The following is a 26656-nucleotide window of genomic DNA, read 5'->3' as shown; positions in this document are numbered from 1 at the left end:
GTTTTCCGTGCCGCTTTGCTCGAACGTGTAGTCGGTTGTTCTCCACCTTGACGCGGCGTGTTGCAGGGTTTTATCTGCGATGCGCCGCGTATCTTTTTTGCGGCGTCCGCTTCATCGCTTCGCTCCTCTTTTCCGCACGTTATTTGGAAAAGCACGCACCTGTCCTTGACATCCCTACGCATGTTTCTATACTTAACCTCATGGTTAAGTTTAATGAAGCGTTACTCGATCGCACTTTCGCCGCGCTGTCCGATCCGACGCGGCGTGCGTTGCTCGCGCGTCTGTCCGATTTGAACGATCTGTCGGTCAGCGAGCTCGCCGAGCCCTTTGCGATGTCGTTGCCCGCGGTGATGAAACACCTCGACGTATTGTCCGAGGCCGGTCTCATCACGCGCAGCAAAACCGGCCGCACGGTAGCGTGCCGTTTGTCCGCCGGGCCTATGGAGGAAGCCATGGAATGGCTCACTCGCTATCAGCGTTTCTGGTCGGAATCGCTTGATCGTCTGGCTGCTTTCGTCGAAGAGGAAACACCCTGTCCACCAGGCCGGGCGTCACCCTCCGGCGGCGCCTCGACGGCACGCCAGCGCAAGCCTTCCGCGCCCGGACGGAAGCGGCGCGATTCGTGACGCGGGGGCAGCCCACCCGTGGGGCACATCGATTTGGCAGGCGCTATGGCCTCGATGAGCTGGAACGCTACTTCGGCTGATTTTGCTCTATTGAACCTGTACGACGCAGACAAGGAGACGCAAATGGACCCGCAACACCGGATCGGTACGAGAGAAGAATGGCTGGCCGCCAGCAAGGCGCTATTGGTCGAAGAGAAAGCGTACATGCGCGCCGGCGATGAACTCGCCCGCAAACGCCGCGCATTGCCTTGGGTGAAAGTCGACAAGACCTACGTGTTCGATACCCCGCAAGGCCGCAAGACACTCGCCGATCTGTTCGGCGGCCGCAGTCAGTTGATCGTCTATCACTTCATGTTCGGCCCGGAATGGGAGGAGGGCTGCTTCGGCTGCTCGTTCGTATCGGATCACATGGACGGCATCCTGACGCATCTCGAACATCACGACGTATCGTACGTGGCGGTCTCGCGAGGGCCGCTCGCGAAGATCGAGGCCTTCAGGAAGCGTATGGGCTGGAAGTTTCCGTGGGTCTCGTCGAATGACAGCGATTTCAATTTCGACTATCACGTGTCGTTCACGCCGGAGGAAGTTGCCAGCAAGAAGGCGTTCTACAACTTCACCGAACAGGATGTCGGCATCGACGAGCTACCCGGCCACAGTGTGTTCTACAAAGACGAGGCGGGCGACGTCTATCACACGTATTCCACCTACGGACGAGGCGGCGAGCAGTTCCTCAGTGCGTACGCGCATTTCGACGTCACGCCGAAGGGCCGCAACGAGAAGAAGAATATGGGCGAATGGCTCAAGCATCATGACCGCTACGAAGAGAAAGCGGGCGGTTGTGCCGCATGCGGCTCGTGATGCGGGTGAGCGGCGCCGGCATCGAATCAGCGGGACGTCATGCCCCTTTGCGTCCCGCTTCATAAAACAGCGCGAACAACTCCGACTGCGAGTTGACATTGAGCTTGGTATAAATGTGCTTCTTGTGCGCGCGCACCGTCTCGAACGAGATCGCCAGTTTCTCCGCGATGGCGCGCGTTGAAAATCCGCTCAAGGTCAGCATGGCTACTTCGACTTCGCGCGCCGTGAGCGGTGAACGGCCGCTCGCCGACGACACCTGCTCGAAGCGCGCGGCATAGGCGGGCGCCTCCGTTTCTGTCTGCGTCAGGGTTTCCGTTGCTGTTTGCGTCGCCGCCTCGCCCGACGGCGGCGCGCCGAATACCTCATACGGCAGGCGCTGCCGCAGCAACGCGATCACCCAAGGCGCGCACAGCGCGAGTACCGCGAGGTCGCGCTCGCCATAGCGATGCGTTGCGCCCAGCGAGAACGCCAGCGTATGCCGCGCATCGATCATGTAGTTGAAATGCACCTCGTCGCCGACGATGTTTTTCCTGAAGTACCGCTGGTAGTAATCGGTCATCGAGAAGTTGTCGGGCGCGACGTCCGCAAGCGTAACTAAGCCCGAGGCAGGCCTCTCGGTCGCGGCGATGTAGAACGGGTCGAGTTGATAAAGCGCGGCGAGATAGTCCTGGAACATCGCGTCCACCGTGCCGTCCGGCGTGGGCGATTCGGCGCAGACGAGCGGCGCCGCGCCGGGTGTGAAGCGCAGAGCGACCCAGTTATCGAACGCGACATAGCGTTCGAGCGCGCGCGTGAGACGAGTCCAGAATTGCGCGCTGTCGAGCGCTTCGATAACCGCGCCGATCTCGCGATGAAAGGCCAGATCGCGCCATTCGAGTTCCATGCGTGCTCCGTTGAGGGTAACCCAGCCGGGTGATTACGAACAAAAATATGTCTGGTAATAATAGGCCCAACCTGAAAACGCGGGCGGCCTGACAATAGCCGCTATTCAACGCGAAGCAAACCGGCAAGTACAGGAGACAGAATGCTTCAACTCGAACTGGCACAGATCCCGATCGTGGATGGCGCGATGGGCGTCGGCGGGGCAAACGTGCAACGCGTGCTGCAAACCATCGGCCAACGCGCGACCGGAACCGATCTGATCGTGTTTCCGGAGACCACGCTGTCGGGCTTTCCGACGCGCGACACCATTGGCGAGGTGGCCGAAACGATCGACGGGCCTTCGCTGAGCGCAGTCCGCGATGCGGCGCGCGAAGCAGGTGTCGCGGTGGCGGTAGGTCTCGCCGAGCGCGACGGCAAGCGCTTTTTCAACACCACGGTGCTGGTCGACGAACGCGGCGAGATCGCGCTGCGTTATCGCAAGACGCATCTGTGGGCGTCGGACGTCGGCGTATTTGAGCCGGGCGACCGTTACGAAGTATGCAATTTCAAGGGACTGACCGTCGGCCTGCTGATCTGCTACGACATCGAGTTTCCCGAAACGGCGCGCGCGGTCGCCTCGCTCGGCGCCGATCTGCTGATCGTGACGAACGGCAATATGGAGCCGTTCGGGCCGGTGCATCGCCGGGCAATCGTGGCCCGCGCGATGGAGAACCAGATGTTCGCGGCGCTTGTGAATCGTATTGGTTCCGGCGACGACAACCTCACGTTTCCCGGCGAATCGGCGCTGATCGATCCGTTCGGCGAGGTGGTGTGCGACGCCGGGCATGAAGAAGCAGTCCTGCGCGCCACGCTCGATCCGGCGCGCCTCGAAGGCGCGCGTGAACATTATCGTTATCTGCACGACGCCCGTATTGCACTCGATCTCGCGACGCTGAACGACGAGTACGGGCAACCCGCGCGTGTGATTCGCGCGCGTTAAGGCGCGGCACACGCGCTTCCAGCATATCTGATCGACCAGGCTCGACCGGGGCGCGTTCCACGCCGCCTCCGGCGACGCTCGCCCATTCGCATGAGGAGACACCGCATGACCCCGACATCGCCCACCGAGCGCGCCGGCGCATCCGCCGCGCCTGAGGCCGCGCGTCTGAAGCGCACCCTCGGGCTGCCTTCAGTCCTGTTGTTCGGCCTTGCCTACATGGCGCCGCTGATCGTCTACGGCACCTACGGTGTGCTGGCGAGCGCCAGCAACGATACCGCCGCGCTCGCGTATCTGATCGCCCTGATCGCGATCGTGTTCACCGCGCTCAGTTATGGCAAGCTCGCGCGGCTTTTCCCGGTGGCGGGTTCGGCTTATACCTACACGCGCAAAACCTTTAATCCGCATCTGGGTTTCATGATCGGCTGGGCCACCTTGCTCGATTATTTTTTCCTGCCGATGGTGATCTGGCTGATCGGCGCCGCGTATCTCAGTGCCGCGTTTCCGCACATTCCGAGCTGGATCTGGATCGTCGCGTTCATTGTGCTGACGAGTGCGCTGAACATTCTCGGCATTGAACTCGCGAACCGTTTCAACATCGTGCTGATGGTCGTCCAACTCGCGATTGTCGCGTTGTTCGTCGTGCTGTGCTGTCACTATGTGACCGCCGCGGCGGGACCTGGCGGCCTGATTTCGGCTGAGCCCTTCTTCAAGCCGCATGTGCCGTTCTCGGCGACGATGGCAGGCGCTGCGATTGCCGCGTATTCGTATCTCGGCTTCGACGCGGTATCGACTTTGACCGAAGAAACCATCGCTCCGGAAAAGACCATGCCGCGCGCGATCGTGCTGATCGCGCTGATCGGCGGCGCGATCTTCGTGATTGCCGCGTACACGGTGCAACTCGCGCACCCGGGCGCGGTGTTCAAGGATCCGGATTCGGCCGCCTTCGAAGTCGCGCGAAAAGTGGGTGGCGATATTTTCGTCACGGTGTTTCTGGCCGGCCTGATTCTCGCGCAATTCGCTTCGGGTATCTCGGCGCAGGCAAGCGTGGGGCGTCTGCTGTATGCGATGGGACGCGACGAAGTATTGCCCCGGCGCATCTTCGGTTTCGTGCATCCGAAGTTCAAGACGCCGGCGCTGAATATCGCAATCGCGGGTGCAATCGGCCTGGTCGCGTTGAAACTCGATGTGGCGACGTCGACCTCGTTCATCAACTTTGGCGCGTTTCTCGCGTTCACTGCGGTCAATCTGTGTGTGATCCGTCAGTTCTTCAACGCGAAGGGCGGTGCGAATGCGATGGGTGTGATCGGCGGCCTGCTGTTTCCGCTGGCCGGTGCGGTAGCGGATATCTGGCTGCTGGTGAGTCTCGAGAAAACCGCGCTGGTGCTCGGCGCGGTGTGGTTCGTGCTGGGCTTGTGCTACCTCGGCTGGATCACGCGCTGTTTCCGCCGGGCGCCGCCGGAAGTCGCGGTTTGAGGCAGTCGTTTGTGCCCGTACTCGTGCTGTAGTCGTGATTGTCTGCCAGCGTGCCGGTGCCGGTCAGTTGCGAAGCGAGGTGCGAGTTGAAGCGGGCGGCGCTGCGTTGCGCAGCGTCGAACTCACAGTGCCATGTCGAACGCGGGCTTGAGGAACACCTCGATCGCCATCACGACAAGACTCATCGCGGCCGCTGCCAGCGTGAGCGTGCCGTATTCGTCGTAGTGCGCGTCGTACACGCACGCCACAACGAACAGAATCGCCAGCAGGTTGGTCAGCCAGTAGAAATTCAGCGCCAAGGTCATCGATCAAATCCGGGCTCACGCGCGACTCGTATCGTCGAATCGCACTATTACGTGAGCCGGATTCTAGCGAGGTGAGCTTACGGATTCGCAACACCCCGGCTTACACTGCTTACGCCCTGGCGGGCGTCCCCTCGCGAAACATCAAACCATCTCGCGCTCGATCCAGTCGATCACCGAGTTGCGTTTCGGCTGCCAGCCGAGCAGCTTGCGCGCGCGCTCACCGCGTACGCGGCTGTTCGATCCGAGCCCGTACGAAGCCATTTCGTAACCCCATTCCTTTTGCGCTGCTTCAAGCGGCCAGTCTTGCGGCTCACCGAGTTTCATCACGTGAGCGATGGCCGTACTCATGTCGCGAAACGACGCTTCACCGCTCTCGACGAAATAGAAGGTGCCAGCCGGCGTCTTTTCCAATGCGAGGCGATAGAGTTCGGCGACGTCGTCGATATGCACGTTCGACCAGATGTTGCCGCCGCTGCCCACATGCCGCACCACGCCGCTCTTTTGCGCCTGACGCACGAGCCGCGGCAACTGCACGCTAGCACTGCCAGGCACTGCGCCATGGCCGTAGATCAGCGTGTTGCACAGCACCGCCGAGCGAATGTTTTGCTGTGCGGCCGCGAGCACGAGTTGATCGATGGCGACGCGCGCCGCTTTATCCGCCGTCGGCTGGGGCAGGGCGTCCTCGTGATAGATGCGCGCCTCACCGGCCTCGCCACCCGACGCATCGCCCACGATGCTCGAGCCGCTCGTATGCAGAAACGGTTTGCCGGAACCGGCGAGGCCCTCGATCAGCGCTTTCACCGCGCCTTCGTGGTCGCTGCTCGCGGCGTTGATCACCGCGTCGGCAGCTTGTGCTTCGGCGATCAGCAATTCGCGGTCGTCGAGCGTGCCGATCACGGGTTCGATACCGAGGCGTTGTAGTTCGGCGCTGTGTTCGGGCTTGCGGATCAAACCGCGTACTCGATGGCCGGCGCGCACGAGGTGCGCCGCGATCGAACCGCCGATAAAGCCGCTTGCGCCAGTAATGAAAATCTTCAAGACGTTCTCCTTGGTGGAAACACCGGAAACACGATGCAATGCACGCAGTATCCGCCGTCTTGATTCTCGCAAAAAGCGTATTAGTCTCAAATCAATCTTGATTTTAAATCAACAATACAGGCTTCCGGTGTGGGTGCGCGGGCTTTCTTGCGCCGGCAGCGGGCTCCCCTATAACTCAGTAACGCACGTATGGGCAGGCCCGACTGCGGCGGCCGCCGGGTCGAATCTTTTTGGCCGCTTGCCGCTGCCTATTTTGAATGTGTATATACAAGTTATCCCGCAAGGTGAGCGGGTCCGGTGCGGCATACCCAGCGCTCGAAACGCTGACAGATGTGGCATGCATGGCGCCGGCATTCGGTTCTAATGGAAACCCCTAGGTCGGAAGCTGCAAAAACAGGTTGTATATACAGGATGACGACGCTAGACTTCTCTCAAATTGTATAGACAAGACAGGACAACACCATGATGATTCTGAAGCCCGGCTACCTGACCCTCCCGCAACTGCGCCAGATCGCACGCGAACACGTCGCGCTGCAACTCGATCCCGCCAGCCACGCCGCCATCGACGCCTGCGCCAAAGCCGTCGCCGATATCGCCGCGAAGGGCGAGCCGGCATACGGCATCAACACGGGTTTCGGGCGCCTCGCCAGCACGCACATTCCGCACGACCAGCTCGAACTGCTGCAACGCAATCTGGTGCTGTCGCACGCGGTTGGCGTGGGTGAGCCGATGTCGCGTCCGGTGGTGCGCCTGCTGATCGCGCTGAAGCTCTCGAGCCTGGGCCGCGGCCACTCCGGTATCCGCCGCGAAGTGATGGAAGCACTGATTACGCTGTACAACGCCGACGTGCTGCCGGTGATTCCGGTCAAGGGTTCGGTCGGCGCTTCGGGCGACCTCGCGCCGCTCGCGCATATGTCGGCCACCCTGCTCGGCGTTGGCGAAGTGTTCGCGAAGGGCGAACGCATGCCGGCCACCGAGGGCCTCGCGCTGGTCGGCCTCAAGCCGCTCACGCTGCAGGCGAAGGAAGGTCTGGCGCTGCTGAACGGCACGCAGGCCTCCACCGCGCTCGCGCTCTACAACATGTTCGCCATCGAAGACCTATATCGCACCGCGCTGGTGGCGGGCGCGTTGTCGGTGGACGCGGCGGCGGGTTCGGTCAAGCCGTTCGACGCGCGCATTCACGAACTGCGCGGCCATCAAGGCCAGATCGACGCGGCAACGGCTTACCGTTCGCTGCTGCAAGGCTCGGCGATCAATGTTTCGCACGCCGACTGCGACAAGGTGCAGGACCCGTACAGCCTGCGCTGCCAGCCGCAGGTGATGGGCGCGTGCCTGGACCAGATGCGTCACGCAGCCGAGGTGCTGCTGATCGAAGCGAACGCCGTGTCCGACAATCCGCTGATCTTCCCGGATACGGGCGAAGTGCTGTCGGGCGGCAATTTCCATGCTGAGCCGGTTGCGTTCGCGGCCGACAACCTCGCGCTGGCCGTCGCTGAAATCGGCGCGCTGGCCGAACGCCGCATCGCGCTGCTGATCGACGCGACGCTGTCGGGTCTGCCGCCGTTCCTCGTACGCGACGGTGGCGTGAATTCGGGCTTCATGATCGCTCACGTGACGGCGGCCGCGCTCGCGTCTGAAAACAAGACGCTCGCGCACCCGGCGTCGGTCGATTCGCTGCCTACTTCCGCGAATCAGGAAGACCACGTGTCGATGGCCACGTTCGCTGCGCGCAAGCTCGGCGACATTGCCGAAAACGTTGCGAACATCCTGTCGATCGAGTTGCTTGCTGCCGCGCAGGGCGTCGATCTGCGCGCGCCGCACAAGACCAGCCCGAGCCTGCAGAAAGTGATGGACGCGGTGCGCAAGGATGTCGCGCACTACGAACTCGATCACTACTTCGCACCGGATATCGCGGCGGTCACGCGGCTCGTGCAGAACGGCACGATCGCGAAGCTGAGCCCGTTCTCGTTTGCCTCCGAACAATAAACACTCAGCCAGGCAGAACCAGCCAATGAACGCACCGGCCTATCAGGGCATCAAGGACTTCATCCTCGGCCGCATCCACGCGGGCGAATGGGCCGAAGGTGACCAGGTGCCCTCCGAAAACGAACTCGCGCGTGAATTCAACGTCGCGCGCATGACGGTCAACCGCGCGTTGCGCGAGTTGACCTCGGAGCAGGTTCTCACGCGGGTGCAGGGCTCGGGCACCTTCGTGGCCCGGCCCAAGTACGAATCGACGCTGGTGGCGATCCGCAGCATCTCCGACGAAATCGTTGCGCGCGGCCATCGCTATCTGGCGAAGGTGCTGCACATCGGCGCGAGCATCGCCGACGAGGCGCTTGCCGAGGAAATGCAGGTGAGCGCGGGCAGTCCGGTGTTTCATTCGCGCGTGCTGCATTTTGAAAACGACGAACCGGTGCAACTCGAAGAGCGCTGGGTCAATCCGGTGGTTGCGCCTGAGTACGCGTTGCAGGACTTCACGAACACCACACCGAATCAGTATCTGGTGCGCGTCGCGCCGCTGCAGCGCGTCGAGTATCGCATTGAAGCCCTGGCGGCGGACGCGGATACGCGCGAGTTGCTGACCATGGACGAACTCGAACCGTGCCTCGTGCTGCATCGGCGCACGTGGTCGCAAAGCCAGGTCGCCTCGATTGCCAATCTCTGGCATCCCGGCAGCCGCTATCGCTTCACCGGTCATTTCTGATTTCGCCGTATTTATCGACCCGTTATCGACCCGTTTTCGACCTAATTTCCCGAATTCTTCCCGAACTTTTTCACGCATTCCGAGGGCCACCATGAACAACCCGAAACACATCGACCCGCGTCTGGACCCGACCCGCACGATCCGCGCACCGCGCGGTGCGGAAAAGACTTGCAAGACCTGGATTGCGGAAGCCGCGTACCGGATGATCCAGAACAATCTGGACCCGGAAGTCGCCGAGCATCCGCACGCGCTGGTCGTGTACGGCGGTATTGGCCGTGCCGCGCGTAACTGGGATTGCTTCGATCAGATCCTCGCGTCGTTGAAGGATCTGAACGAAGACGAGACGCTGCTGATTCAATCGGGCAAACCGGTCGGCGTGTTTCGCACGCATGCGGACGCGCCGCGCGTGCTGCTGGCGAATTCAAACCTGGTGCCGCATTGGGCGACGTGGGAACACTTCCACGAACTCGATCGCAAGGGCCTCATGATGTACGGCCAGATGACGGCGGGCAGCTGGATCTACATCGGCAGCCAGGGCATCGTGCAGGGCACCTACGAAACGTTTTTCTCGGTGGCGAACCAGCATTTCAACGGCGATCCGTCGGGCCGCTGGATTCTGACGGGTGGTTTGGGCGGCATGGGCGGCGCGCAACCGCTGGCCGCGACCATGGCCGGTTTCTCGATGATCGCGGTGGAATGCGACGAGACGCGCATCGACTTCCGTCTGAAGACCCGTTATGTCGACAAGAAGGCGAAGACGCTCGACGAAGCGCTCGCCATGCTCGACGAAGCGAAGAAGGCCGGCAAGCCGGTTTCGATCGGACTCCTCGGCAACGCCGCCGACGTGTTCGCCGAATGCGTGACGCGCGGCATTACGCCGGATTGCGTCACCGATCAGACCAGCGCGCACGATCCGATTAATGGCTACCTGCCGCAAGGCTGGAGCGTCGAAGACTGGCGCGAGCGTCAGAAGACCGCGCCGGACAGCATCGTGACGCCGGCCAAGCAGTCGATGGCCAAGCAGGTTCAGGCGATGCTGGCGCTGCAGGCGCGCGGCGCGGCCACGCTGGACTACGGCAACAACATCCGCCAGATGGCGTTGGAAATGGGCGTCGAAAACGCCTTCGATTTCCCGGGCTTTGTGCCGGCGTACATCCGTCCGTTGTTCTGCGAAGGCAAGGGGCCGTTCCGCTGGGTCGCGCTGTCAGGCGATCCGGAAGATATCTACAAGACCGATGCGAAGGTCAAGGAACTGATTCCCGACGATCCGCATCTGCACAACTGGCTCGACATGGCGCGCGAACGCATTGCGTTCCAGGGGCTGCCGGCGCGGATCTGCTGGGTCGGCGTGAAGGATCGCTATCGTCTGGGCCAGGCGTTCAACGAAATGGTGAAGAACGGCGAACTGAAGGCGCCGATCGTGATCGGCCGCGATCACCTGGACACGGGTTCGGTTGCGAGCCCGAATCGCGAAACCGAATCGATGAAAGACGGCTCGGACGCAGTCAGCGACTGGCCGCTGCTCAACGCATTGCTGAATACGGCAGGCGGCGCGTCGTGGGTCTCGCTGCATCATGGCGGCGGCGTCGGCATGGGCTTCAGCCAGCACTCGGGTGTGGTGATCGTCGCTGACGGCACGGATGCCGCGAAGGAACGCCTCGGCCGTGTGCTGTTCAACGATCCGGCAACCGGCGTGATGCGTCATGCGGATGCGGGCTATGAACTCGCGCAGGAAACGGCACGCGAGGCAGGTCTGAATCTGCCGATGCTGGGCCGTTGATCGTGGCGCTTCAAAGCACGCTTCACAGCACGCTTGCCGGTAGCATGGCAGCCGCCACGCTGATTCGTGGCGTCGATCTCGTGGCGGCGCCGTGGAAAAACGGCGGCGGCGTCACGCGTGAAGTCGTGGCGTTTCCCGCCGGCGCGGGACTCGACGCGTTCACGTGGCGGGTGAGCATCGCCGACGTGGCGCAGGCCGGACCGTTCTCGCGTTTTGCGGGTATCGATCGCACCCTGGCGCTGTTGTCGGGCGCGGGCATGTTGCTCGATGAAACCGATGCCACCGACGCCGCCGGCGCGCATGCCGTGAAGACGTATGCGTTGACCCAGCCGCTCGATATCGCCCGGTTCGCGGGCGAAGCGCGAATCGATGCACGTCTCGTCGACGGCGCCACGCGCGACTTCAACCTGATGGTCCGCCGCGGCGCGGCGGTGGCTGAGAGCGAAGTGTGGCGCGGTGCGACGCAACGCGTTTTGTCCGCCGACGTGGTGGTGTTGTTCTGCGCGGGCGGTTCGGTCTCGCTCGCACTCGGCGACGAAGGTCAAACGCATGTGCTCGAGGCTGACGACACATTGCGCATCGACACGCCGAAGGCGTTGCCATGCACAGTGAAGGGCGCGGGCACGGTGCTCGCAATCAGCATCCGCTATACGCGATAGCCACAATGATGACGACGATTCGCGTGCGCGCTTAAATCCCGGCACAAGCCAGGCAAAGCGCGCCGCGAATCACCACAGACACGCAACGAGCTGCAAAGAGCACGCGATGAAGCAAACCGTCTGGCATCACCTGAAACTTTGCCCCCAGGGCGACCCCCAACACACGCTGTCCGATGCCGCGATTGCCGTTGAAAACGGCAAGATTGCATGGCTCGGCGCAGCTTCCGAATTACCCGTTCACTATGCCGCATGGCCGCGCGAAGATCTGCACGGCGCGTGGGTGACGCCGGGTCTCGTCGATTGCCATACGCATCTGGTGTATGGCGGCCAGCGCGCGGATGAATTCGCGCAGCGCCTCGCCGGTGTCAGTTATGAAGAAATCGCGCGGCAGGGCGGTGGCATCGTCTCGACCGTGCGCGCCACGCGTGCCGCCGACGAAGACACGCTGTTCCGCCAAGCGGCCGCGCGTCTCGGACCGCTGCTCGCCGAAGGCGTTACGGCGGTCGAAATCAAATCCGGCTATGGCCTCGATCTCGCCGGCGAGCGCAAGATGTTGCGCGTCGCGCGTCGGTTGGGCGAGCGCTATCCGGTATCGGTCTATACGACGTTTCTCGGTGCCCATGCGTTGCCGCCGGAGTTCGCGGGAAGGGCCGATGCGTATATCGACGAAGTCTGCAATACGATGCTGCCCGCGCTCGCCGATGAAGGCCTGGTCGACGCCGTCGACGTATTTTGCGAACGTATCGGCTTTTCGCTGGAACAGAGCGAGCGCGTGTTTCAGGCCGCCGAGCGCTACAAACTGCCGGTGAAAATGCACGCCGAGCAGTTGTCGAACAGCGGCGGCACGGCATTGGCCGCGCGGCACCATGCGCTATCCGCGGATCACCTCGAATTCCTCGACGAAGCCGGCGTTGCCGCGATGCAAGCGTCCGGCACCGTCGCGGTGTTGCTGCCGGGCGCGTACTACTTCATCCGCGAGACGCAATTGCCGCCTTTGGACCTGCTGCGGCGCTATCAGGTGCCGATTGCGATTTCCACCGACAGCAATCCCGGCACGTCGCCCACTACGTCGCTGCTGCTGATGATGAACATGGCGACCACTTTGTTCCGCATGACGGTGCCCGAAGTGCTGCAAGGCGTGACCGTGCACGCGGCGCGCGCGCTCGGCAAGGCGGACCGGCATGGCTCGCTCGAAGTTGGGCGCGCGGCGGATTTCGCGGTGTGGTCAGTAGAAACGCTTGCGGAGCTGGCTTACTGGATTGGGCGTCCGCTGTGCGCGCAAGTCGTGCGCGCGGGCGAGACGGTTTATACGCGGCGTGATTTGAGCTAGGGCCTGAGAGATGATGCAATCAAAACAATCACTATTCGCCGATCACGCCTATCTGCCCGACGGCTGGCGTCGCAATGTACTGCTGGAATGGAACGCACATGGCACGCTGACATCGGTTACGCCCGATACCGCGGTTGTTCCCGACGGCGTGCAAAAGGCCGCGGGTCCCGTATTGCCAGGCATGCCGAATCTTCATTCGCATGCATTTCAACGCGCGATGGCCGGACTCACCGAGTATCGGGCGAACGCCACCGATAACTTCTGGAGCTGGCGCGATCTGATGTACCGCTTCGCCGCGCGGATCACGCCGGAGGGACTCGCTGCGGTCGCGCAGTGGCTCTACATCGAGATGCTGAAGGCGGGCTATACATCGGTCTGCGAATTCCATTACGTGCACCACACGCCGGATGGCAGCCGCTATGCGAATCAGGCGGAGCTGGCGCAGCGCGTGGTGGACGCGGCTTCTGCAAGCGGCATTGGCATGACGATGCTGCCCGTGCTGTATCAGTACAGCGGTTTCGGTTCGCGCGCACCGCGTGAAGATCAGCAGCGCTTCATCAATACACCGGAGAGTCTGCTCGATCTGCTCGGCACGTTGCGCGCGGCACGTGCCGAGAGCGCTGTGTTGCGTTATGGCGTGGCACCCCATTCGTTGCGCGCGGTCTCGGCCGATTCGCTGCGTACCTTGCTGAACGGTATCGATAGCAGTGCACCCGTTCACATCCATATCGCCGAGCAGACCGCCGAAGTCGACGCCTGCCTCGAAACCGAAGGCGCCCGGCCCGTGCAATGGCTGCTGGATCGCTTCGACGTCGATAGCCGCTGGTGCCTCGTGCACGCCACGCATGTCGACGCGAACGAAACGCTGGCGCTTGCGAAAAGCGGCGCGGTTGCCGGATTGTGTCTGACCACCGAAGCCAATCTCGGTGACGGCATTTTTCCGGCACACGAGTATCTTGACGCGCAAGGGCGCATCGGTATCGGCTCGGATAGCCATATCGGAGTCGACTGGCGTGCGGAATTGCGTTTGCTCGAATATGGTCAGCGCCTCACGCGCCGGCAACGCAATGTGCTCGCCTCGCCGCAGGCGACGCACGTGGCCGACCGCTTGTTCGACGCCGCGCTCGAGGGCGGCGCGCACGCCACGGGGCGCGCTGTCGGCGCATTGCAGGCAGGCCGCCGCGCCGACTGGCTGGTGCTCGATGCGGATCATTCGAGCATTGCCGAGCACGCGCCCAACGCGTGGCTCTCGGGCGTTGTATTCTGCGAACACGGCGAGTCGCCGATTCGCGATGTCTACACGGGAGGCGACAAGATTGTCGAGAACCGCCGTCATCGCGACGAGGAGGGCGCTTTTACGCGCTATCGTGGGACGCTCGCCGACTTGCTCCGCTAGGATGCCAACGCTGTTTGCCGACGCTGCCGGCAGCAGCGGCATGCTCGCGTGAATGGCTGAACAGGCCGAGTAAGCCGAGTAAGCTGAGCCTTCGACTTTTATCGATTCCGGACTGATATGACTGCTTCGTCTACCGCAACCACTCCGCCGGTTTTCTCGCTGCATCGGGGAAGCCTGCCGTTGCTGATTTCGATCCCGCATCTGGGCACGCAAATTCCCGCCGACATCGCCGCGACGATGACGCCGGCCGCGCAGCGCACCGACGACTGCGACTGGCATCTCGACCGACTCTACGCTTTTGCGAAGCGCATGGGCGCGTCGATCCTGGCGCCGACGTATGCGCGTTATGTGATCGATCTGAACCGCCCGCCCGACGGCGCGAATCTGTATCCGGGGCAGGACACCACCGGCTTACTGCCGGTCGATACCTTCGACAAGGAGCCGCTTTACCTGGAAGGCCATCTGCCGACCGACGCCGAAGTCGCGCGCCGGCGCGATGCTTACTGGAAGCCTTATCACGATGCGCTGGTGGGCGAGCTCGCCGCGCTGAAGGCGAAGCACGGCAAGGTGCTGCTGTGGGAAGCCCATTCGATTCGCTCGCACGTACCGCGATTTTTCGAAGGACGTTTGCCGGATTTCAACTTCGGCACATCCAACGGTGCCAGCGCGGTGGCCGGAGTGGCTGAAGAATTGGCCGCGATAGTCGAGCGGCATGGCGCTTATTCCGCTGTCGCCAACGGCCGCTTCAAGGGCGGCTATATCACGCGCGAGTACGGGCAGCCGTCGCAGGGCGTGCACGCGGTACAGCTCGAGTTGTCGCAGATTACGTATATGGAGGAGCAGATGCCGTATGCGTATGACGAAAGGCTGGCGGTGAAGGTCGAGCCTTTGCTGGAAGAACTGGTGGCGACGGCATTGCAGCGCGTGCGCGCAGCCTGACGGCAGCTGCCTGAAGCGGCTACCGTCGCGGATATTCCTTTCATCTCTCTCCACGCGGCTCGCCGCGCTTCGCGTTACGCGAGGCCGTAGCCGCGTCGGCTCACACCGCAAAGGTGTAACAGCATGTGTCCGTGATTGCATGCTGCGGCGTTCGCGCCGAACGTATAGAGCGTCAAAGAAGCTTTCGTTGCAGCGTTGAGCCGCGCAGGCCACCCTGGAAGCTGCACCTCGTCGAAGCGGAGTGGTCACAAAAAAGCCCCGCTTATGGCGAGGCTCTCCGATACGCGCCGTGTGACGGCGCTGCACAACGATCAGTGGCAGCGGCGTTCCCAGTGATGATGGACGCGCACTTTGTGACATACGGGGTGATGCTGATATGCCTGGGCGGGAGCGATCGCGCTCAGGCTGACGACGGTTGCTGCGATGGCGAGAACGATTTTCTTCATTACAGAATCCTTAAATCATGGTGATGGTGCTAATGCTGCAGCACGTGGCGTGCCGCAACGGGTCAAGAGGATGCCACACATCGCACGTGCCGCGTGGGAACGCTGACCGAATGCATGGGTCAACTCAAAACGCCGGGCTTCGTGGCGGTTTATCCCGGGACAATGTGCGCTAGCGTGTCATTTCAACACGTCGAGCGGTACGTAATACGCGTGCGGGCATTGCGCGCCATACGCTGAAGCGGCTACCCTTTCAGAACGATGACGTGTACACATAGCGTCATCCATACATCGGGCGAAAAGATGGAAGACCCAGCGATGGAAGATTCCGACGAATTGCTGCTCCCGGTCTGGCGAGCGAACCTGGTGCTGCTGACCCGCGAGGTCGGCGCGGCGACCCGTCTGGCGCGCATGATGACCTTTTCCGCCAGCTACCTGAAATTGATGTTGTCCGGCCAGCGCGAATTCAGCGAGGAGTTCGTGCGCGGGATCGAGGCGGTGACGGGCTTGCCGAATGGCTGGATGAACGTGTCGCATACCGGGCAGGACATCCCGGCCAATGCACGCGAGGCGATCGACAACGAGCAGCCGCTCGCGCGGTTTCGCGGCACCGCGCATCCGGTGCGCAAGAAGACGGTGCTGCGGCCGCCCGAGCCGATTTTCGGTCAGGCGAACCCGGCGAAGCGCGTGGAAGAGGAGACGCTCGATGCCGAAGCGCATCGGCGGCAGGCCCACTTCCGCAAGGTTCGCGATCTGGCGATGCAGGACGTGCGACGCTTCGAGCGGCATTTGAGTCATGCGCCCGTGGACCTTGCAACGATGCGATCGAAGGTGGAGGACGTGATCGCGGCCGCCGATCTCGACGACCCGATTCAGGCCGACCTGGCCGGGCGGCTCGAGCAGATTGAAAAGCATCGGCACTTGCTGCTCAGGCATGTTGAGCGGCTACAGGCCTTGCTCGGGCAAATCGGCGGAGGGGATTGAGCGCCGCGCCCGAAAGCTGGCGACCTAACGCCTGCGCCGCGCGTGGAATTCGCCTTCGAGTGTCCACGTTACGCCATCCTGCGCCAGCGCCACGTCGGTCCAGCGGAACGAATCCCGAGTGATATCGGTGAAATTCCAGCGAATCGGCGTGCCGTCGGCATGGGTGCCGATCTGCACCAGATCGTCTCCGACGCGCCGGCCTGTCAGTTCATCGCGCTGACCGGTCAGCGGATTCAGGTAAGTCACGCGCCACGCCCGCAGCGCCGGGTCCCACACCCGCAGCGTGGTGCCGTACATGGTGTCGGCGGGCGAGAGTCCGGCGTGACGCTCGCCGCGTGGCGGCATGATCCACACGTCCTGCACGGCGCGGCCCTCGAGAACCCAGCCGAAATGAATCTCGCCGCGGCGCGGGGCTTGGCGGAGGTCGACGCGGTAATGCAGTACGTCCATGTCCCAACTGCCGATCAGCCAGCCGTACAGGTCGTCGGCGGCGTCGATTCCGGCGGCTCGCGCCGGGGCGCTCAAGGCAGCGTGAAAACCACGGTCGATAGTGTCGTCCAGCAGGTCCATCGGATGTGCTCCTTCGGTTGTCGGGTGAAAGCACCGGCGCCGCAACGGGCAAAACCGCGCCGGCCGCCGATGTGCTAAAACCACGATACGGACTCAGCCGAGGTGCGTCTTGGGGAAAATTGCCGTCACTTTGCAGCAGGCGCTGGCGCAACGCGCACGGGAAGGCACGCGCGGCGGCACCCACGCACGCCCGTTGGCCCAGGGTGCGAGTTGGGCTGTTGCGGACATCCTCTGCACCTTCGGCCCCCGCGATCAGCCGTTCGAGGAGCGGCACGCCGGCGTATGCATTGCGATGGTGGTTGCCGGTTCGTTCGGCTACCGGAGCGCCACGGGACGCGCGCTGCTGACCCCCGGCGCGCTGCTGCTCGGCAATCCGGGCGACTGTTTCGAATGCGGCCACCGGCATGCGCCTGGCGATCGTTGCATCGCCTTTCATTATGCGTCGGCGTACTTCGAGCGGCTTGCCGCGGACGCGGGCATCGCGGGCGGCGATCTGAACTTCAGGCGCGCGCGGATTCCATCGCTGCCCGCCTTGTCGCCGCTGATCGCGCGAGCCTGTGCCGGCGCGCTGGACGCGGGCGACGCGGGTTGGGAAGAACTCGCCGTTGAACTGGCCGTCTCGACGCTCAAGGCGGCGGGCGCATTGACGCGTGCGGAACCCGCCGCGAGCGCCGCGGCCTGGTCGCGCGTGGCGCAAACGGTGCGCCTGATCGACGACACACCTGGTGCCGCGCACACGCTGACGAGCCTCGCTGCCGCCGCGGGCCTGAGCGAGTTCTACTTCCTGCGCACGTTCCAACGCGTGACCGGCGTGACGCCGCATCAGTATCTATTGCGGGCACGTTTGCGAGCGGCGGCGCTGCGGCTTCGCGACGATAACGCGAAGGTCGTCGATATCGCGCTCGATTGCGGCTTCAACGATCTGTCGAATTTCAATCATGCGTTTCGCGCGGAGTTCGCGTCGAGTCCGCTTGCGTGGCGAGCGCGAGGCAGGGCGCGTCGCACATGACCCGGTGCGCGGTGTATGCGACGGTGGCCGCCGCGTTGGCGCTGCTTGTGTGCGTGGCCGCTGCGCAGGCTGAGAGCCGCGATGCGAGCGGCCCGGGCGCATCGAGCATCGCCGGCACCCTCAACGACGACCTTGCCCCTTCGACGATCGAGCGTGACGTCCATCTCTTCGTGATCCAGAAAGACGGCTCCGTCGAAGAACATGACGATACGGTTTTGCGGGCCAACACGACGAGCGGCGTCGACGATATCGCGCAACGCTACGTGTGGTTCAACAAGGACATCGAGCAGGTGCAATTGCTCGCGGCTGAAACGATCGATCCGAATGGCGTCGCGCATCCGGTCGGCCCCGAAGCGATTCGCGACGTGCAGGAACCGCGCTCGGCCGGTGCGCCGAGTTTCGAAGACGGGGTGTTGCGCACGGTGATCTTTCCGGGCGTCGAACCCGGCGCACGTGTTCATCTGGCGTTTCGCAAAACCCGCGCAAAAGCGCTACAGGCGGGCACGTTCGCCTATCTGGTCGAGCCGACTCGCGACCCCGTCGAGTTGCAGCGCCTGATCTTCGATCTGCCGGCCGACGTACCCCTCTACGCCGATGCGCGCGGCTACGTCGCGCTGCCGCCCGTCACCGCGAACGGCCGCACCCGCTATGAGTTCGATTACCGGCACGGTCCTTACGCGCCGCTCGAAGCGGGCGCGGTAGGCTATGCGAACTGGGGTGACCGGCTGATGGTGTCGACGGTGCCGGACTTCGCGAACTTCGCCGCGCGCTATCGTGGTCCTGCTGCCGACGCGACGATGAGCGATCCGGCGATCGTCCGGCTCGCGCAAGGCCTGACCGCGCAGGCGAGCGACCCGCGAGCGAAAGCACGGATCCTGTACGACTGGATGCGCTTGAATATTCGCTACGTGGCGCTGTTCCTTGGCGAGACGGCGGCGATCCCGCATAAGGCGGTCGACATCCTGCGCAACCGCTATGGCGACTGCAAGGATCACGTCGCCTTGTACAGCGCGCTATTGGCCGCGGTCGGCATTCACAGCGAGGCCGTGCTGCTCAATCTCGGGCCGTACTACAGTTTGCCGTCCGTGCCGGGGTATGGAAGCAGCGCGATCAATCATGCGATCGTCTGGATTCCTGATCTATCGTTGTTTGTCGACACGACGGCGGGCGGCGTGAGTTTTGGCTACCTGCCACCGAGCGTGATGGACCGGCCGGTTTTGCTGGTCGACGAGGGTGTGCTGGCGCGCACGCCGGCCACCCAGTTGCGCGAACGCACGGCACGCCTGCAGATCGACGTCGATGAGAATGGCGCGGCGAGTTACGCTTATCGCGTGGAAGATGGCGGCTATACGGCGGAGCTCGAGCGTAATCTGTTTCGACGGGCAACGCGCCAGGGCACGCAGCAGATTGCCGCGAATCGTCTGTTGCAGACCGGCTTGCACGGCACAGCGCATTTGCAGACCGGCGACGTGGCCGCCACGGATGGGCCCTTTTCCACTTCGATGCAGGGAAGAGTGGAGCATTTTGTCTGGACCGATGGGACGACCGCTGTGCCGGCCCTGACGAGCTTATCCGGCGGCATGGCCGGGCAGGTGCAGGCGTGGCTGGCGGAACCGTCGAGAACGCAGCCTTGGGCGTGTCTGGGAGGAACGTTCGACGAGACTCTGGAACTGACGCTGCCGAACTTCGTCCATGTGGCGGATGTGCCGCCGGATGCCGCGGTGAAGGATCGTTTCTTCGAGTTTTCTTCCCGCTACGTGTTCGATCCTGTTGCGCGGGTCTTGCAGGTGAGGCGCCATCTTCAGGCCGTATTCGGGCACCAGATGTGCTCAGCCGATGAGTTTGCCGGTGTGAAGGATGATCTTGTGCGGATCGAGCGGGATCTCGATGCCGAGGTGGTGGTGAAGGTGGTCAGATAGGCCCGCGTGCGGTATCGGCAGAGGTATCCGCAGAAGCAGCGGCACCGGTATGGCCCGAGGCGGTGAAACAGCACCGCCTCGGGCCATACCAAACTACTCTGTCAAGAGCAAACGAAGACCCTTAACTTCCGCTCTTGGTCACGATCGGAACCCACGCCCCGTTCTTGACCTGGTACAGCGTGGAAGCGCCGCTCTTCAACGCCCCGGTGCTGTCGAAAGAAATCTTCCCTGTCACGCCGTCGTAGTCGATCGCTTTGAGAACCGGCCGATAAACCGCCGGTGAAGTGGATTTCGCCTGTTGCATCGCCTTGATCGCAGCCCATGCGCCGTCATAGCCAAACGGCGCGTACGACAGGATGTCCACCCCGAAGCGCTTCTTGAACTTCGCGGAAAAGTCCTTGCCGCCCGGCAACTGGGCCAAGGGCCTGCCGTATTCCCAGGCCATCGCGCCTTCGGACGGCTCGCCGGCGAGCTTGATGAAATCCTCGTCCATCACGCCGCCGCCGCCCACCAGTTGCGCGTTCAAGCCCAATTGCTTCATCCGCTTCGCGAAGCCCGCCGCCTGGGTATCCAGCCCGCCGAAGAAAACCAGATCCGCATTGGCCGCCTTGATCCTGGTGATCTGCGTGCTGAAATCCACCGCGTGATTGTCGGTGTATTCGCGCGTCACTATGTTGCCGCCATGCGCCTTCACCGCTTTCTCGAACTCGTCGGCCTCGCCCTGGCCGAACGCCGTGCGGTCGTCGATGATCGCGATGCGTTTGGCTTTCGTCACTTCCACGGCGTAGACGCCCGCGTTACCGGCGTTCTGCGCATCGGTGGAAATCACCATGAAGGTGTTGGCGAAACCGCGCCCGGTAATGACCGGATTGGTCGCGGCCGGATCGATCACCGGAATGCCGGCCTGCTCGTACACCTGCGAGGCGGGAATCGTCGTGCCCGAATTGAAGTGGCCGACGACCGCCGATACGCCCGCGTCGACCAGTTTCTGCGCGGCCTGCACGCCGATACGCGGGTCGGCCTGGTCGTCCTCGGAGACGAGCTGGAATTGTGCGACCTTGCCGCCGATCTTGAGCTTCTGGGCGTTGGCTTCCTCGATCGCAAGCCGGACACCGTTCTCCAGATCTTTCCCATAGCCGGCGTTGGCGCCTGTGAGCGGCGCGGCGAAGCCGATCTTCACCGGCAGGTCGTCGGCGAAACTGGCTAGCGGCGCAATCGCGAGGGCGGCGCCAACAAATAGAGCAAGCGGTTTCAGCGTGTTGTGAAGACTCATGTCTCTCTCCTTCGACAGTTTCAGGTTTGCAGGCAGCAAGCGGTAACGCTGGATCGACGTGCCGTGGCGTTCACATGCCGGTCAATCTGGCGCGAATATAGAAAGCCAATTTATGAGCGTCTTGGCAGTTCGCGGCGCTTTGAATGAGCATTTCGGCATAGGCCGCGCAGCGCTTGGGCTGGCGGCCTGTCAGCGGCGGCACGCGGGTGCGGATTGCGGCATATGCTTAAGAAACGGGGCGACCTGTATTTGCCGAAGAAGCGAAGGGCGGCTCCGAGAAGCCGCCTGGGAAACCGGTGCGAGCGCGCCGGCTTTACTGCTGCGGTGCGGTCGCGCAAACGGGTGTCCGCATAGCACCGGCGAAAAATCTGCGGCCCGGCCGAATCGCCCGATGCGACCGGCCGCAAGCTAAAACGATGCGCTCAATGCTCGCCTTGCTGGCGCAGCAATTCTTCACGCAGACGCAGCAGGGGCGCCTTGGTCTCTTCGTCCGCCCAGGTGTCGAGATCGTCGAGCGCGCGCTGGCAGCCGTCGAGCACCAGGTCGAGATCCACCGGCACGCCGTTGTTCAACGCGAATTCAATGGTCTCGGCGAACTGCTGGCACTCGTCCTCGCCATACGAAATGTCGAGGTTGTCGGCGATGACTTCGGCGATGTTGCTACGCGCCTTGTCGTCGGGCGTCACCATATCGACGATGCCGCGCGCCACGGCCGGCGAATAGTAAAGCGCGATGTCGAGCCACTGCGCGGGATCGAAGTCGGCCTGGTCGAACTGGCTCTCGAAGAACTCGATCGCTTCCTGTTCGTGCGCTTCGTCCGCGTCGACGCTCATGCACAACTGCTCAAAAAATTCTTCCCGCTCACTGCGGATATAACCGTCCATCAATGCCTCGTCTGCTGAATGCCGGATGCCCGGACGCCAAAAAATACGGCGTAGGCGGCTGGCGGCCTGAGCCTACGCGGCACGCATTATAGGACGCTCAGTTGACAAATGCGGGTTGGGCGCCGCGTGCCGGTTCGAACCACAACAGACACGCGAGGTGGCCGGGTGCGTGTCGAGCCGCGCGAGTGCCGGGCGGTTACACCGTCTCAGGCCGTTTCCGCGACCCAGGCGTCGAACCATTCACGCGGTTGCGCGATTTCGTTCTGCGCGGCGACCAGTTCCAGCTCGTAGCGCCCAGCCTGCCACGTCGCCTTGACGACAGCGTTCACGGCGGCCAGCGTATGCTCGAAGGCCGCGCGGATCGAATCGCCCAGCAGCGTGCGCGCGACAAACACCGCGCTCGTCAGATCGCCGACGCCCACCGGCTGCCGCGCGAACGGGTAGAGCGGGCGCTGGCCCATCCAGGCCTCACGCTCGGTGACGACCAGCATGTTGAAGCGGTCGGCGGGGCTGTTGCGATCCAGCAGATGTTTGACCAGCATGAGCTTCGGTCCGCGGGCGATGACCTCGCGGCACGCGGTCACGGCTTCTTCGAGCGTCTCGATCTCGCGGCCCACGAGGCGCTGCAGCTCGGTATGGTTCGGCGCCATGGCGTCGGCCACCGCCGGCATGGTGCGAACCAGAAATTCCTGGATGCCCGGTTCGACCTTGCAACCGCTCGTGGCGCCCATCACCGGATCGCAGAAGTACCACGCGCGCGGGTTGGCGGCCTTCACGGCCTTGACGATTTCCACTACCGATTGCGCCTGTTCGGGCGTGCCCAGATAACCCGACAGCACGGCGTCGCAGCGGGGCAGCACGCCGATTGCGCCGATTCCTTCAACCAGATCTTCCATCTGCGATGCCTGAATCGCACCACCGGTCCAATGACCGTACTGCGTGTGGTTCGAGAACTGCACGGTATTGAGCGGCCAGACATTCACGCCGAGCCGGCGCATCGGAAACACGGCCGCGCTGTTACCGGCGTGCCCGAAGACGACATGTGACTGAATGCTCAGAACGTTTTTCGTCATGGTGTGGCCCGCGCAAGCAGGAATGCGCGATTAATGGGAACGGACGGACGGACGGCCGCGGTGGCGAACCGGCCATGGCCGGACGCCCGAAGCGGCGTGACTCTTTTACTGGCTTACTCTTTTAGATAGTGCAAGAAAAATGCGCGATCTGCACAGAGAGAAAACAATACATGAGTTTGTCACAGGCGAGTTGATCCGTCCCCGCGTTGTTGCGTCGAACCATCACAAGAAGGATCAGGCGAGTTCCCGATACAGCGCCAGATAGCGCTCGGCCGAGGCGCCCCAGCCGAAATCCTGCCGCATCGCCCGCCGTTGGGTGGCTTTCCACTCGGTGCGGCGGTTATGGAGCGCAAACGCGCGGCGGATCGCCGCTGCGAGGCCTTTCGGCTCGAAACGTTCGAACACGAAGCCGGTGGCGAGATCGTCGGCGAGATTTTCGAGCGACGCGTCGACCACCGTATCCGCCAGCCCGCCAACGCAATGCACGAGCGGCAGCGACCCATAAGCCAGCGCGTACAGTTGCGTCAGCCCGCAAGGTTCGAAGCGCGACGGCACCGCGATCACGTCGCTGCCCGCGACGATCGTATGCGCCAGGGTTTCGTCGAAACCCAGTTCGACCGCCACCGATTCCGGATGAGAGTGCGCGACCCGTTTCAAACCGTTTTCGAGCGCCGGGTCGCCGGTGCCGAACACCACCAGCTGGCCGCCGCGTTTGACAATCTCGGGGACCGTTTCGAGCAGCAGGTCGAGGCCTTTCTGTTCGGTGAGCCGGCTCACCACGCCGAATAACAGCGCATCGCTTTTCTGCGCGAGGCCGAAGCGCTTCTGCAAGGCCTCCTTGCAGGCCGCTTTGCCGGCCAGACGGGTGGCCGTGTAGTGATCTTCGAGCAGCGTGTCGGTGGCGGGATTCCACACCGAGTAGTCGACGCCGTTCAGGATGCCGCTCAGATCGTGCGAGCGATGGCGCAGCAACGCGTCGAGGCCGCCGCCTTGGGCGAGGGTCTGGATTTCGCGGGCATAGGTCGGGCTCACGGTGGTGATGCGGTCGCTGTAGTAGAGGCCGGCCTTGAGGAACGACAACTGCCCATAGAATTCGACCCCGTGCATGCTGAAGAAGTCGTCCGGCAAGCCCAATTGACCGAACTGATGCGCCGGAAAGACTCCCTGATACGCGAGGTTGTGCACAGTAAAGATGCTGCGCGCGAACCGTCGGCCATGCTCCCGTTCGGCCGCCTTCAGATAGGCGGGCGCGAGGCCGGCGTGCCAGTCGTGCGCGTGGACGATCTGCGGTACCCATGCCGGGTCGAGATGCTGCGCCAGTTGGGCGGCAACCCAGCCAAGCAGGGCGAAGCGTTGCGCATTGTCGCCGTACGGGACGTGTTCGTCGTTCAGATAGGGGTTGCCGGGCCGGTCGTACAGGGTGCCGGCGCGGATCACGTAGACGCTCAGGCCGTTCGACGGCAGCGTGCCTAGTTCGAGCGTGACGCCTGGCGCGTCGAAACGGCGGCCCATCTGCGCTACCGGCCGCAAGTTGCTCAAGCCGGCGACCACCGCGGGAAAGCCGGGCAGCAGCACTCGCACGTCGGCGCCGCGCTCGATCAGCGCAGGCGGCAACGCGCCCGCGACGTCGGCGAGACCGCCCGTTTTGAGGAGGGGATACAGCTCGCTTGCGACGTGCAGGGCGCGAATCGTCATAGGCTCGGTCTCGTTCCTGTTAGGACGGGTTTGCCGTCAGGTCGGCGTAAGCGGCGCAAACCGTGTAAGCGGTGCGAACGGAGTAACTGGCGCAACGGTAGCGGCAAGGCTCGCCGGTTCGTCATGCCGTTCCGGCGAGCGTCACGCTCTCCGTCATTTTCGCTTCTGTTGCAGCGCCTCGGGCGTGACCAGCACCACGCCGTCGTCGGTGCGATAGAAACGTTCGGCGTCGGCCACCGGGTCTTCGCCGATGATCGTGCCGTCCGGAATCGTGCAGCCGCGGTCTATCACCACTTTTTGCAGCCGGCAGCTCGCGCCGACGGTCACCTGCGGCAATAAGACTGCCTCATTGATGTTACAGAACGAACTCACTTTCACATTCGACGACAGCACGGAGCGCGAAATCTGCGAACCCGAAATCACGCAGCCGCCGCATACGATCAGATTGTTGCCGGTACCTTGCAGGCCTTTCATGTCGCGGACGAACTTGGCGGGCGGCAATTGCTCCTGGTACGTCCAGATCGGCCAGTTGCGGTCGTACAGGTCGAGCGTCGGGATGGTGGAGGCGAGGTCGAGGTTGGCTGCCCAGTAGGCGTCGATCGTGCCGACGTCGCGCCAGTACGGCTCCACGCTGGGGTCCGACGACACGCAGGACATGCTGAACGGATGCGCAATCGCCATGCCTTGCGTGACGACGCGCGGCAGGATGTCTTTGCCGAAGTCGTGATCGGTATCGACGCTCGAGATGTTTTCTTCGAGCAACGAGTACAGGTAATCGGCGCTGAATACATAGATGCCCATGCTCGCAAGCGCCACGTCCGGACGGCCAGGCATGGCGGGCGGATCGGCAGGTTTCTCGACGAAGCCGGTCACGCGCCGGTTTTCATCCACATGCATCACGCCGAAGGCTACCGCTTCCATGCGCGGCACCTCGATGCAGCCGACCGTGCAATCCGCGCCGCTTTCCGCGTGATCCGCGAGCATGCGCGTGTAGTCCATCTTGTAGATATGGTCGCCCGCCAGCACCACCACGTATTTCGGCCGGATCGAGCGGATGATGTCGAGATTCTGGAACACGGCGTCTGCGGTGCCGCGGTACCAGTGAGCGCCTTCCACACGCTGCTGCGCCGGCCACAGATCGATGAATTCACCGAATTCGCCGCGCAGGAAACCCCAGCCGCGCTGCAGATGGCGCAATAACGAATGTGCCTTGTATTGCGTGACGACCGCGATACGGCGGATACCGGAATTCAGACAATTGGAGAGCGCGAAGTCGATGATCCGGTACTTGCCGCCAAAGTGCACCGCCGGCTTGACGCGCTTGTTGGTGAGCGGCCCGAGCCGAGTGCCCCGTCCGCCTGCAAGGACAATGGCGAGGGTAGTGCGTTGCAGATCGTTCAGCCGTGCCGGAGTTTCCATGTCTATCTCCTTTGTCGGCCAGAGTGAGCGTGTTAGCGCCTACTTTGAGCCGATGCAACATAGTTGCTGATTAGTATGCCCCGGATGGTCTTGTGCTTTTTTCGCTCCGTGCGATTGATTCGTGCTGCCAGGCGGCCCTGTTTTTGCGAGCCTGTCTGCTAGTTCTAGCACCGATTTGCCGTGAGCGAATAGTGTTGATTGTGCGGATGCCTCTCGTGCGGCCGCTTTGCGAACGATCAACCCTTGCACCGGCCGCATCCGTGCGCCACGACACATAGAACGCAAGGTGAGCCTCCGCAATATGCGTGCCAAACCGGCCGATGCCGTGGTGGATTTGCGCGCCCGGCAGCAAAGTCCGGCGGCGCGTCGTAGAATCGTCCGCTCTGAACGGGGTGCGGGCGTTGGTTTGCCGGCG

Annotated in this window: 24 protein-coding genes; 14 read left to right on the top strand and 10 right to left on the bottom strand. The window is 63.1% G+C overall.

Going from position 1 to position 26656, the window contains the following annotated elements; all coding sequences use genetic code 11:
• The first annotated feature begins 35 nt into the window (after positions 1-35).
• Both GH665_RS13880 and GH665_RS13875 read left to right on the top strand, forming a co-directional pair.
• Complete coding sequence (locus tag GH665_RS13880) at positions 36-626, top strand: ArsR/SmtB family transcription factor (protein WP_246216207.1); 591 nt, start codon at positions 36-38, stop codon at positions 624-626.
• A gap of 123 nt (positions 627-749) precedes the next feature.
• Positions 750-1484 (top strand): DUF899 domain-containing protein, encoded by a 735-nt coding sequence (locus tag GH665_RS13875; protein ID WP_153136347.1) that lies wholly within the window; start codon positions 750-752, stop codon positions 1482-1484.
• A 37-nt stretch (positions 1485-1521) separates the two neighbouring features.
• Here the strand turns inward: GH665_RS13875 and GH665_RS13870 are convergent, their stop codons facing one another.
• Positions 1522-2367 (bottom strand): helix-turn-helix transcriptional regulator, encoded by an 846-nt coding sequence (locus tag GH665_RS13870; protein ID WP_153136346.1) that lies wholly within the window; start codon positions 2365-2367, stop codon positions 1522-1524.
• 141 nt (positions 2368-2508) lie between these two features.
• Here GH665_RS13870 and GH665_RS13865 point away from each other — a divergent pair, with 141 nt between their 5' ends.
• Positions 2509-3345: a carbon-nitrogen hydrolase family protein gene (locus tag GH665_RS13865; RefSeq protein ID WP_153136345.1), complete on the top strand. Its 837-nt coding sequence runs from the start codon at positions 2509-2511 to the stop codon at positions 3343-3345.
• 105 nt (positions 3346-3450) lie between these two features.
• The gene (locus GH665_RS13860; protein ID WP_153136344.1) at positions 3451-4818 is read left to right on the top strand and encodes an APC family permease; all 1368 of its coding nucleotides are present in this window, start codon (positions 3451-3453) and stop codon (positions 4816-4818) included.
• 122 nt (positions 4819-4940) lie between these two features.
• On the opposite strand, the gene GH665_RS13855 is transcribed toward GH665_RS13860, so the two are convergent.
• Positions 4941-5123 carry a hypothetical protein gene (locus GH665_RS13855; RefSeq protein ID WP_153136343.1) on the bottom strand — a complete coding sequence of 61 codons (183 nt, stop codon included), beginning with the start codon at positions 5121-5123 and terminating at the stop codon, positions 4941-4943.
• A 141-nt stretch (positions 5124-5264) separates the two neighbouring features.
• The gene (locus tag GH665_RS13850) at positions 5265-6161 is read right to left on the bottom strand and encodes an NAD-dependent epimerase/dehydratase family protein (protein WP_153136342.1); all 897 of its coding nucleotides are present in this window, start codon (positions 6159-6161) and stop codon (positions 5265-5267) included.
• A 462-nt stretch (positions 6162-6623) separates the two neighbouring features.
• Here GH665_RS13850 and hutH point away from each other — a divergent pair, with 462 nt between their 5' ends.
• The 7 genes from hutH (at position 6624) to hutG (ending at position 14972) form a co-directional block, all read left to right on the top strand.
• Entirely contained in the window at positions 6624-8147 is a 1524-nt protein-coding gene (hutH, locus tag GH665_RS13845; protein ID WP_174771718.1) for a histidine ammonia-lyase, read from the top strand.
• A gap of 25 nt (positions 8148-8172) precedes the next feature.
• Entirely contained in the window at positions 8173-8868 is a 696-nt protein-coding gene (gene hutC / locus GH665_RS13840) for a histidine utilization transcriptional repressor HutC (RefSeq protein ID WP_102857374.1), read from the top strand.
• 91 nt (positions 8869-8959) lie between these two features.
• On the top strand, positions 8960-10648 hold the full coding sequence (gene hutU, locus GH665_RS13835; protein ID WP_153136341.1) for a urocanate hydratase: 1689 nt from the start codon (positions 8960-8962) through the stop codon (positions 10646-10648).
• 44 nt (positions 10649-10692) lie between these two features.
• Positions 10693-11307, top strand: coding sequence for a HutD/Ves family protein (locus GH665_RS13830; RefSeq protein WP_153136340.1), 615 nt, complete (start codon positions 10693-10695; stop codon positions 11305-11307).
• Positions 11308-11413: 106 nt separating this feature from the next.
• Positions 11414-12637, top strand: coding sequence for an imidazolonepropionase (gene hutI, locus GH665_RS13825; protein WP_153136339.1), 1224 nt, complete (start codon positions 11414-11416; stop codon positions 12635-12637).
• Positions 12638-12647: 10 nt separating this feature from the next.
• Positions 12648-14033 (top strand): formimidoylglutamate deiminase, encoded by a 1386-nt coding sequence (locus GH665_RS13820; RefSeq protein ID WP_153136338.1) that lies wholly within the window; start codon positions 12648-12650, stop codon positions 14031-14033.
• Positions 14034-14150: 117 nt separating this feature from the next.
• The gene (hutG, locus tag GH665_RS13815; RefSeq protein WP_153136337.1) at positions 14151-14972 is read left to right on the top strand and encodes an N-formylglutamate deformylase; all 822 of its coding nucleotides are present in this window, start codon (positions 14151-14153) and stop codon (positions 14970-14972) included.
• A 311-nt stretch (positions 14973-15283) separates the two neighbouring features.
• On the opposite strand, the gene GH665_RS39425 is transcribed toward hutG, so the two are convergent.
• A complete protein-coding gene (locus tag GH665_RS39425; RefSeq protein WP_281357239.1) occupies positions 15284-15418 on the bottom strand; it encodes a hypothetical protein in 135 nt (44 codons plus the stop codon).
• Positions 15419-15733: 315 nt separating this feature from the next.
• Between GH665_RS39425 and GH665_RS13810 the strand changes: the two genes are divergently transcribed.
• Positions 15734-16399, top strand: a complete 666-nt coding sequence (locus GH665_RS13810) for a hypothetical protein (RefSeq protein WP_153136336.1) — start codon at positions 15734-15736, stop codon at positions 16397-16399.
• Positions 16400-16423: 24 nt separating this feature from the next.
• On the opposite strand, the gene GH665_RS13805 is transcribed toward GH665_RS13810, so the two are convergent.
• On the bottom strand, positions 16424-16969 hold the full coding sequence (locus GH665_RS13805) for a hypothetical protein (protein ID WP_153136335.1): 546 nt from the start codon (positions 16967-16969) through the stop codon (positions 16424-16426).
• 109 nt (positions 16970-17078) lie between these two features.
• On the opposite strand from GH665_RS13805, the gene GH665_RS13800 reads away from it, so the two are divergent.
• Together GH665_RS13800 and GH665_RS13795 are read left to right on the top strand one after the other, a co-directional pair.
• The gene (locus tag GH665_RS13800; RefSeq protein ID WP_153136334.1) at positions 17079-17978 is read left to right on the top strand and encodes a helix-turn-helix transcriptional regulator; all 900 of its coding nucleotides are present in this window, start codon (positions 17079-17081) and stop codon (positions 17976-17978) included.
• Positions 17975-19897, top strand: coding sequence for a DUF3857 domain-containing transglutaminase family protein (locus tag GH665_RS13795; protein ID WP_153136333.1), 1923 nt, complete (start codon positions 17975-17977; stop codon positions 19895-19897). Before GH665_RS13800 ends, GH665_RS13795 begins: the two co-directional genes overlap by 4 nt.
• 121 nt (positions 19898-20018) lie before the next feature.
• Here GH665_RS13795 and GH665_RS13790 read toward each other — a convergent pair whose 3' ends face one another.
• From GH665_RS13790 to glgC, 5 genes are all read right to left on the bottom strand, one after another.
• The gene (locus GH665_RS13790) at positions 20019-21170 is read right to left on the bottom strand and encodes a branched-chain amino acid ABC transporter substrate-binding protein (protein ID WP_030103575.1); all 1152 of its coding nucleotides are present in this window, start codon (positions 21168-21170) and stop codon (positions 20019-20021) included.
• Positions 21171-21592: 422 nt separating this feature from the next.
• Positions 21593-22054, bottom strand: coding sequence for a hypothetical protein (locus GH665_RS13785; RefSeq protein WP_153136332.1), 462 nt, complete (start codon positions 22052-22054; stop codon positions 21593-21595).
• A 206-nt stretch (positions 22055-22260) separates the two neighbouring features.
• The gene (pdxY, locus tag GH665_RS13780; RefSeq protein WP_153136331.1) at positions 22261-23127 is read right to left on the bottom strand and encodes a pyridoxal kinase PdxY; all 867 of its coding nucleotides are present in this window, start codon (positions 23125-23127) and stop codon (positions 22261-22263) included.
• A gap of 234 nt (positions 23128-23361) precedes the next feature.
• Positions 23362-24822, bottom strand: coding sequence for a glycogen synthase GlgA (gene glgA / locus GH665_RS13775; protein ID WP_153136330.1), 1461 nt, complete (start codon positions 24820-24822; stop codon positions 23362-23364).
• A 153-nt stretch (positions 24823-24975) separates the two neighbouring features.
• Positions 24976-26241 (bottom strand): glucose-1-phosphate adenylyltransferase, encoded by a 1266-nt coding sequence (gene glgC, locus GH665_RS13770; protein ID WP_153136329.1) that lies wholly within the window; start codon positions 26239-26241, stop codon positions 24976-24978.
• Between the last annotated feature and the right edge of the window lie 415 nt (positions 26242-26656).

It is taken from the genome of Paraburkholderia agricolaris (assembly GCF_009455635.1).
Classification (GTDB): Bacteria; Pseudomonadota; Gammaproteobacteria; order Burkholderiales; family Burkholderiaceae; genus Paraburkholderia; species Paraburkholderia agricolaris.
This window is presented reverse-complemented; position numbering and strand designations above follow the sequence as displayed.

What these genes read in the sequence shown, in the direction of transcription:
- GH665_RS13875 (WP_153136347.1), top strand. Translation starts at nt 750, where the DNA reads ATGGACCCGCAACACCGGATCGGTACGAGAGAAGAATGGCTGGCCGCC.
- GH665_RS13870 (WP_153136346.1), bottom strand. Translation starts at nt 2,367, where the DNA reads ATGGAACTCGAATGGCGCGATCTGGCCTTTCATCGCGAGATCGGCGCG.
- GH665_RS13865 (WP_153136345.1), top strand. Translation starts at nt 2,509, where the DNA reads ATGCTTCAACTCGAACTGGCACAGATCCCGATCGTGGATGGCGCGATG.
- GH665_RS13860 (WP_153136344.1), top strand. Translation starts at nt 3,451, where the DNA reads ATGACCCCGACATCGCCCACCGAGCGCGCCGGCGCATCCGCCGCGCCT.
- GH665_RS13855 (WP_153136343.1), bottom strand. Translation starts at nt 5,123, where the DNA reads ATGACCTTGGCGCTGAATTTCTACTGGCTGACCAACCTGCTGGCGATT.
- hutH (WP_174771718.1), top strand. Translation starts at nt 6,624, where the DNA reads ATGATGATTCTGAAGCCCGGCTACCTGACCCTCCCGCAACTGCGCCAG.
- hutC (WP_102857374.1), top strand. Translation starts at nt 8,173, where the DNA reads ATGAACGCACCGGCCTATCAGGGCATCAAGGACTTCATCCTCGGCCGC.
- hutU (WP_153136341.1), top strand. Translation starts at nt 8,960, where the DNA reads ATGAACAACCCGAAACACATCGACCCGCGTCTGGACCCGACCCGCACG.
- GH665_RS13830 (WP_153136340.1), top strand. Translation starts at nt 10,693, where the DNA reads ATGGCAGCCGCCACGCTGATTCGTGGCGTCGATCTCGTGGCGGCGCCG.
- hutI (WP_153136339.1), top strand. Translation starts at nt 11,414, where the DNA reads ATGAAGCAAACCGTCTGGCATCACCTGAAACTTTGCCCCCAGGGCGAC.
- GH665_RS13820 (WP_153136338.1), top strand. Translation starts at nt 12,648, where the DNA reads ATGATGCAATCAAAACAATCACTATTCGCCGATCACGCCTATCTGCCC.
- hutG (WP_153136337.1), top strand. Translation starts at nt 14,151, where the DNA reads ATGACTGCTTCGTCTACCGCAACCACTCCGCCGGTTTTCTCGCTGCAT.
- GH665_RS39425 (WP_281357239.1), bottom strand. Translation starts at nt 15,418, where the DNA reads ATGAAGAAAATCGTTCTCGCCATCGCAGCAACCGTCGTCAGCCTGAGC.
- GH665_RS13810 (WP_153136336.1), top strand. Translation starts at nt 15,734, where the DNA reads ATGGAAGATTCCGACGAATTGCTGCTCCCGGTCTGGCGAGCGAACCTG.
- GH665_RS13805 (WP_153136335.1), bottom strand. Translation starts at nt 16,969, where the DNA reads ATGGACCTGCTGGACGACACTATCGACCGTGGTTTTCACGCTGCCTTG.
- GH665_RS13795 (WP_153136333.1), top strand. Translation starts at nt 17,975, where the DNA reads ATGACCCGGTGCGCGGTGTATGCGACGGTGGCCGCCGCGTTGGCGCTG.
- GH665_RS13790 (WP_030103575.1), bottom strand. Translation starts at nt 21,170, where the DNA reads ATGAGTCTTCACAACACGCTGAAACCGCTTGCTCTATTTGTTGGCGCC.
- GH665_RS13785 (WP_153136332.1), bottom strand. Translation starts at nt 22,054, where the DNA reads ATGGACGGTTATATCCGCAGTGAGCGGGAAGAATTTTTTGAGCAGTTG.
- pdxY (WP_153136331.1), bottom strand. Translation starts at nt 23,127, where the DNA reads ATGACGAAAAACGTTCTGAGCATTCAGTCACATGTCGTCTTCGGGCAC.
- glgA (WP_153136330.1), bottom strand. Translation starts at nt 24,822, where the DNA reads ATGACGATTCGCGCCCTGCACGTCGCAAGCGAGCTGTATCCCCTCCTC.
- glgC (WP_153136329.1), bottom strand. Translation starts at nt 26,241, where the DNA reads ATGGAAACTCCGGCACGGCTGAACGATCTGCAACGCACTACCCTCGCC.